General features: G+C 31.1%; 6 protein-coding genes and 1 tRNA gene. 4 read left to right on the top strand and 3 right to left on the bottom strand.

The annotated features are described in order from the left end of the window. Positions 1-130: 130 nt before the first annotated feature. The 3 genes from ACWXVS_RS03125 to ACWXVS_RS03115 are packed head-to-tail and all read left to right on the top strand — an operon-like array spanning position 131 to position 1,515. The gene (locus ACWXVS_RS03125) at positions 131-712 is read left to right on the top strand and encodes a transposase (protein ID WP_455995035.1); all 582 of its coding nucleotides are present in this window, start codon (positions 131-133) and stop codon (positions 710-712) included. 10 nt (positions 713-722) lie between these two features. Continuing rightward, positions 723-1,127, top strand: coding sequence for an IS3 family transposase (locus ACWXVS_RS03120; protein ID WP_455995032.1), 405 nt, complete (start codon positions 723-725; stop codon positions 1,125-1,127). Then, positions 1,117-1,515, top strand: a complete 399-nt coding sequence (locus ACWXVS_RS03115; protein ID WP_455995029.1) for a transposase — start codon at positions 1,117-1,119, stop codon at positions 1,513-1,515. Before ACWXVS_RS03120 ends, ACWXVS_RS03115 begins: the two co-directional genes overlap by 11 nt. 55 nt (positions 1,516-1,570) lie before the next feature. Here the strand turns inward: ACWXVS_RS03115 and ACWXVS_RS03110 are convergent, their stop codons facing one another. After that, the gene (locus ACWXVS_RS03110; RefSeq protein ID WP_455995026.1) at positions 1,571-4,429 is read right to left on the bottom strand and encodes a cation-translocating P-type ATPase; all 2,859 of its coding nucleotides are present in this window, start codon (positions 4,427-4,429) and stop codon (positions 1,571-1,573) included. A 178-nt stretch (positions 4,430-4,607) separates the two neighbouring features. Further along, complete coding sequence (locus ACWXVS_RS03105; protein ID WP_438340370.1) at positions 4,608-6,323, bottom strand: amino acid permease; 1,716 nt, start codon at positions 6,321-6,323, stop codon at positions 4,608-4,610. 208 nt (positions 6,324-6,531) lie between these two features. Between ACWXVS_RS03105 and ACWXVS_RS03100 the strand changes: the two genes are divergently transcribed. Next, positions 6,532-7,071: an isochorismatase family cysteine hydrolase gene (locus ACWXVS_RS03100; RefSeq protein WP_455995023.1), complete on the top strand. Its 540-nt coding sequence runs from the start codon at positions 6,532-6,534 to the stop codon at positions 7,069-7,071. 52 nt (positions 7,072-7,123) lie between these two features. Here the strand turns inward: ACWXVS_RS03100 and ACWXVS_RS03095 are convergent. Next, positions 7,124-7,213, bottom strand: a tRNA-Ser gene (locus ACWXVS_RS03095). Positions 7,214-7,320 lie beyond the last annotated feature (107 nt).

Below are 7,320 nucleotides of genomic sequence, written 5' to 3'. Positions count from 1 at the left end.
ATTTTAAACCATAAGTTTATTTACGGGTGGATCTTATATGATAATTATATATATAGTACGCAAAAAAAATGACTTTTGATATGTACCCTCTTTACTGGACAAATAAAAACCAGTAAGGAGGGTTATTTTTATGCGCTATGATTATGAATTTAAAAGAAAGTGTGTTGAAATGTATCGACAAGGTATATCCCCAGACACGCCTGATGGTCTTTCAAAAAAATTATTTAGAAACACAGTTCGAAAATGGGTCAGAATCGAAGATGCACGTGGACCTGAAGCATTAAAGCACAAATTACAAAATAAAGCTTGGTCTTCAGAAGAAAAGCATGAGTTAGTATCTCGAGTGCTTGCAGGAAATTTGATTAGTTCTGTTGCGATTAATGCAGGAATAAGTGAAGGAATTCTATATCAATGGGTTCGCAAATATGAAATTTATGGATATAATGGTCTTATCGATAAAAAGAAAGGGCATAAATCAAGGAATCCAGATATGAAAAAGATTAATTATAACAATCGCATAAAACTTGAAGAATCCGAATACGAAGAATTAATTCGTTTAAGAGCAGAAAATGAATATATCAAGGCAGAAAACGAAGTAATAAAAAAGAGATCGCCTTGAGAGAAGAAATGAAAGCTGCACTACTCAAGGCGAAAAATCAGCACTCATCAAAGAACTCCGTGAAAAAGGATATCAATTAAAACATCTTCTTAAAGCTACCCGAATGGCAAAATCAACTTATTACTTTGAGATAAATAAGGTAGATGTTGTAGAATTAAGAAACGAAGAATTATTAAATGAAATCAAAGATATCTTTAATGAACATAAAGGAAGATATGGGGTAAGGCGTATTCACCAGGAACTTTTAAAAAGAGGTTATCAGGTTAATCATAAAAGAGTTCAACGTCTTATGCATAAAGCATCTCTATTAGGAAAGTGACCAAAAGAGAAGTATCATTCTTACATGGGAGAAGTTGGAAAGATTGTTGATAATGCAATAGACAGAGACTTTCGTACAACTGCGCCTTTGCAGAAATGGACTACAGATGTATCACAATTTAACTTCTCATGGGGTAAATGTTACTTGTCCCCTATATTAGATATGCACAAATGAAGTTGTGTCATATAACTTAGCATTACATCCAAACTTAGAACGGGTGAAGAGAATGTTGGACAATGCATTTGATAAGTTCTCAAATGTAGAAGGCTTAATATTTCACTCTGATCAAGGGTGGCAGTATCAACATGCTTATTATAGAAACAGATTAAAAGAAAAAGGGATTATTCAATCAATGTCTAGAAAGGGAAACTGTTATGACAATTGTATTATGGAGACTTTCTTTGGCAGAATGAAAAATGAGATGTATTATGGTTTTGAAAAAGACTTTGAATCTTTCCAATCTTTTTCAAAAGCTGTAGATGAATATATGGATTATTATAACAATAAAAGAATTCAGGCAAAAACAAAATGGATGGCTCCTGTAAAATACAGGAAAACATCCATTTGTGTTGCCTAGTTAATAAATATGTGTCCAGGATTCTGAGTACATATCATTTTTTGATAATTAAAGCTTATTTTTTAGCTTGTTTTCTTTCTTTCGGAGTTAATATCATTTCGAAATTCACAATAGAGTTATTTTTACTTCTTCTTTTTTCAATTAACAATAATATGACCTTATGAACAAAATAAATAGGAATAATAATTAATGGAAGGCCAAGCCCATAAGCAAGCAATGTCGGTGATGATGAAATATCCTCATATCCCTTAAATGCTATTGTTATTTTTTGAACAAGGGCAACAAGCAATAAAAATGACAATGAGAAGATAACAGATGCATAAACCTTTCAATAATATAGTGGATTTGAAAGAATTATTGGTTTTTTAGACATTAAATTAACGGAGTTAAAAGCTGACGTAATACCAAGAATTAAAAAGGCAATAGTTGAAGCGGCACTAATTATTTGATCAGGCCCAAGACCCTGATTATAAGCTCATAAAGCACCCAAATAATAGCCAATCATTGATATAATACCTATTAAGATGCCCTGCCATAAAATATTTATACCCATTTTATTAGCAAATATTGACTCATATTTTGAAAGAGGACGTCGATTCATATAATCCTCTTTTGTATCTTGTAGTCCTAAAGCGATGGCCGGAAAACCATGGGTAAATAAGTTAATTCATAAAAGTTGTGTCGCTGATAAAATATATATTTCTTTATTCTTCAAAACATCTCAATTATGAAATACAGCCTTAAATATCAACAATCCAAGAAAAACTAATATAATTTCAGCAACAGAAGTAATTAGCAAATTCTGAATTACATTTTTTATTTTTTGATATATTGAACGACCGTTTTTTACTGCTGAAACAATTGTCGTAAAATTATCATCAGCTAGTATCATATTGGCTGCTTGCTTTGAGGCTTCTGTACCAGTAATACCCATAGCGCAGCCAATATCAGATGCCTTTAAGGCAGGAGCATCATTGACTCCATCGCCGGTCATTGCTACAACTTGATTTCTTTTTTGTCAAGCATTTACAATTCTAAGTTTATCTTCTGGTTTAACGCGAGCATAAACTGAGTATTTCTCAATATTTTGGCTTAATTCTTGATCGCTAATTTTATCTAACTCTATACCAGTTATTGCTAAATCTCCTTCATTAAAAATATTTAATTTTTTAGCAATTGAAATAGCTGTATTTATATTATCACCAGTAATCATTACTGGTTTGATACCAGCTTGTCGACAAATTGAAATTGCGTCTCTTGTCTCTTCTCTAGGAGGATCAATCATAGCAACTAAACCTTCAAAATTTAAATTATTCTCTAGAAAATCAAGTTGATCACTATTATTCTTAGCTAGCAATTCCTCTAAAGATGATTTACTTATTTCTTTAGATGCAACCGCCAATACTCGGTATGACTCATTTGACCATTGATTATTAATATGAAAAATGCTATTTTTTTCATAAATAGTTGTTAATGTTCTATTAACTAAAACATCAGGTGCACCTTTAACGATAACTATATATTTATCGCCAATCTTATTGATAGTAGTCATCAATTTACGATCAGAATCAAATGGTCAAACATGAATACGCTTGTATTGTGATTCAAGTTTAGCCTTGGTCATAAATTTTGAATGCTTATATAATTCATATAAAAACGATGACTCTGTAGGATCGCCAACAACCTTAAATTCTCCATTATCTAGTGATAAATTTGCCTCTGAACAAAGTGAACCGTACTCAATAATTTTTAGATATTTTTCATTCATCGATGTATCACTGAGTTTTTTATTATCTGAACTAAAAATGTCAACAATTGTCATTTTATTTTGAGTTAAGGTACCTGTTTTATCAGAACAAATAACTGCACAGCTGCCAAGAGATTCAACTGCCATCAAATCCTTGACAATTGCTTGTTTCTTAGCCATTCTTTGAACTCCTATTGCCAAAATAATTGAAGTAAATGCAATTAAACCTTCAGGAATGGCGGCGACGGCTAGCGAAACTCCGTTAACAATAACTGTACTTCAAAAGGTCATTTCCTTATACAAAGAAGGGCTTGAGACAGCAAACAAAATTTGTGCTAGCATGCTACATAAAAATAATCCAAGTCCTACATATCCAAATATTTTTCCTAATTTGTTAATTTTAATTTGTAGCGGACTCATAGCCTCTTTTTGATTACTTACAAGTGATGAAATTTTACCAAGCTCGGTTTGTTGTCCAATAGCACTAACGACATAATAACCAGTTCCGCTAGCAATAATTGAAGATGAATATAACATAAATTTACGATCAGCTAAAGGTAAATCTAAATTCCTCTTGAAATTATAATCTTTTATTGCCGGTTCACTTTCGCCCGTCAGCGAGGATTCGATTGACGATAAATTCGAAGAAAATAATAAATAACCATCAGCAGGCACCACATCGCCAGCTTCTAGCAATATAACATCTCCAATCGTAACATCTTTTGAATCTATTGAAATTAATATACCATCACGGATAACTTTGGCCTGCAAGGGATTTAATTTACTTAATGCATCAACAGCCTTTGCACTTTTTATTTCCTGAATTGCACCAACAAGAGAATTTGTTAAGACTACAAACAATATAATTGATGGTTCAATAAATTCAACAACTAATTCTGTATTAAAGTTTCATTGCCTATTAGATGCGCTAATAATTGCAAAAATATATGATAACAATGCAGCAAACAACAAAATAATTACAAGGATATCTTTAAATTGAGTTAAATATGTAAAAAAAGGATTTATTTTCTTTGTTTTTTTTAATTCATTTAAACCAAATGTTTCCTGGCGATGAGCAGCTTCAGCTGAAGTTAACCCTTCTTTTATCCTAGTATCTAACATATCATCATTAATTTCTGGGTATTTTTCGATCTTTTCTTTTTTCATAAGTTACCTTTTTATTTTACAAAACAGTGGAAATAATTTTATTGATATATTTTTAAAATTTTACATTATTTTTATAGTTTTTAAGGGGAGTAAAAAAAATAATGAATCCGTTTTAATAAAATACAAAAAAATAAAAACCAGCACTTTAAAATAAGTGCTAGTTTTTATTTTTTTGGAATTAACGAGCTGTTTCAAATGTATTAATAACTAAATTATTTAATTCATTTGCTTCTTTAGCTAATTCTAATCTGCATGGGCAGTAATATTCCGCTTCACATTCACAGTATTGACCAGCAAGAATTTTTGATAATTTTTCTCTTCTTCATAGAGCTAATTGTTTTTCAATAGGTGTTGAAGCAAAGAAAATTACCATATATAGAACAAATAACGCTGATGTTGCACCATATCCAACTAAGTCAGAAACAAAGTTTGCCTTATCAGTTCCTTGAGCTGTGAAGTATTTAGCAAGTGTCAATCCAAGTGAAACAAATGGATCTAACATGTAGAATACTAATGTTGTTATAACCATAACAACAGCAATAATACCTGCTCATACTGTGTGTTTGTTCTTTTGAACAGCAATAAAGTTTTTCTTTCTGTTTTCAAGAGCACCAACAACTGCTAATGCAATAAACATAAATGCAAATACAGCCATTCAGTTAGCCATTAAGTCTGAGAATGACAATAATGTACCAATGTCGTATCCGTATCCTGTTCCATAACCAGTGATGTCGATATATGCATACGATCCAATTGCTGTAAATACAACCATAAATGGTAGAGATAATAATAAACAGAATAGAGTTCCAACGATTGGCATTTTACTGTTTTTCATATATCTGTATACTGAAGCAGGAACATAAATTTCCCCTTCTTTAATTAAGTCTTCTACGAAACGAGTTGCTCATAATGAGAATCCATTTAGAATACCTATAACACCAATAGCAATAAATACATTAATTAGACCAAATGCTCAACCATGACCTTTTCCTGCTAATAAATCACCAAAGTCATAGAAACCACCTGACTTAGCACCAAGTGACATAGCTGCAGCAATAACAATGTAAATACCAGTCATTGATAATAGACCAATAACTAAAGCTGCAGGAGTTTTTTCAGGATTCTTCATTTCTGATTGAATACCAGCAGAAACATAGAAACCATCAAATGCAAAGAAGATACCTGCAATTGATCCAAATATACCTAGAACTGGAGTTAATTTTAAGAAGTTTGTAGAATCTTTGTTAAATAATGTTTCCTTAGTAATAGGGGTTCAGATATCTGCATTTCCTTCTTTTACACGTAATCCTAGGAAGATAAATCCAACAATTACGATAGCTACTAATGGGATAAACTTAACTGATGTTATTATTAAGTTTTGAATGTTTCCAGCACGACCACTTAAACCAGCTGAAAATAGCATTCATATTGTTAATACTAGTCCAATAACGAAGTAAATTCATGGAGCAGCATGTGATCCACCAAAGTTTGGAGTTAATCCAAATCCAGAAGCTGCGTCTTGGAATTGAAGTATTACATAATAAGGCATAAAGAAGTATGTAAATGGTAGATATAAGTAAGTCATAAAGAACTTATTAGCCTTATATATGGCTAGCGTGTTAAACGCCTTAGATCAACCAATCATACCTAAGTTGTCATTACGACCTGACGCTACTTCAACTAGAGCAAGAGCTAAAGTAACAACAGCAAAACCGGCAATTAATCATGTCGCTAATGATAGAGCGATATTTCCGGCAGAGTATTCTAGAACTGCTTTAGATCTTAAGAAGATACCAACACCAATCGAACCACCAAGTACGACCATGATTGCTGCAAAGAAACTTATTTTTTTCTTTGTGTCAGAAGTAACAACCATTTGTTCTTCGGCCATCATATATTTCCTTTCATATAAATTAAAAAATAAATAAAATTCGAACTTTAGATACACCAACATTTATATGTCTCTATGTCCCACAAAAGATGTATCCAAATTAATATTATATTGTTTTTTAAAAAATGTTAAAATAATTCACGATAGCAAGGTCTTTTTAATAGAAGTGTTTAATACATTGATTCTATAAAATTAATATTAAGAGGGTATAATGAATAAAATAATTTTTGTAATTGATATGCTAAACGGTTTTTGTAACAAAGGAAAAATGGCAAGCATTCATATCAACAATCTAATCCCAAAGATTGAAAAGTATTTATTTAAAAATAAAAATGAAAAAATGTTATTTGTTTGCGACTCACACAAGGAAAATGACGTAGAAATGAAATCATACCCTTTACATTGTTTAGAAGAAACATGAGAAGCTGAAATAGTAGACGAACTAAAACCATATGTAACCGATGTTATTAAAAAAAACTCAACCAACGCTTTTTTTGCCTTTGTTAAATCAGGTTTAATTGACTTAATTTATAAATATGATGTATTTGAAATCCTAGGATGTTGCACTGATATTTGCATATTGCAATTTGCCCTTACCTTGAAAACATATCTTAATTTTAAGGGTTTAGATAAGGAAATTATCATTTATAAAGAACTTGTTGATACATTTGAAAATGAAAATCATAGTAGAAAAACATATCATGATTTTGCGCTTGAATTAATGAAAAACAGTGGTATAAAAATTAAATAAAGTAGGCCTTTGAGATGCCTACTTTTTTGGATATTTCATTTTTAAAATAATATGGCGGGCAATAAGGGATTTGAACCCTTGCGAGCTATTAACTCCTAACAATTTTCGAGACTGTCCCCTTCGGCCGCTTGGGTAATTGCCCTTTTTTAACAATATAAATTATAAACAAAAAACTATTTAAGCATTTTATTTTAATTCATTAATTAGCGTGAAAAATGAGCCACCGATATTTTGAATTTGTTTAATTAT

The organism is Mycoplasma sp. 327, assembly GCF_053851655.1.
Note: the sequence above shows the minus strand (reverse complement) of the source record. Positions and strands in the feature narration are given on the sequence as shown.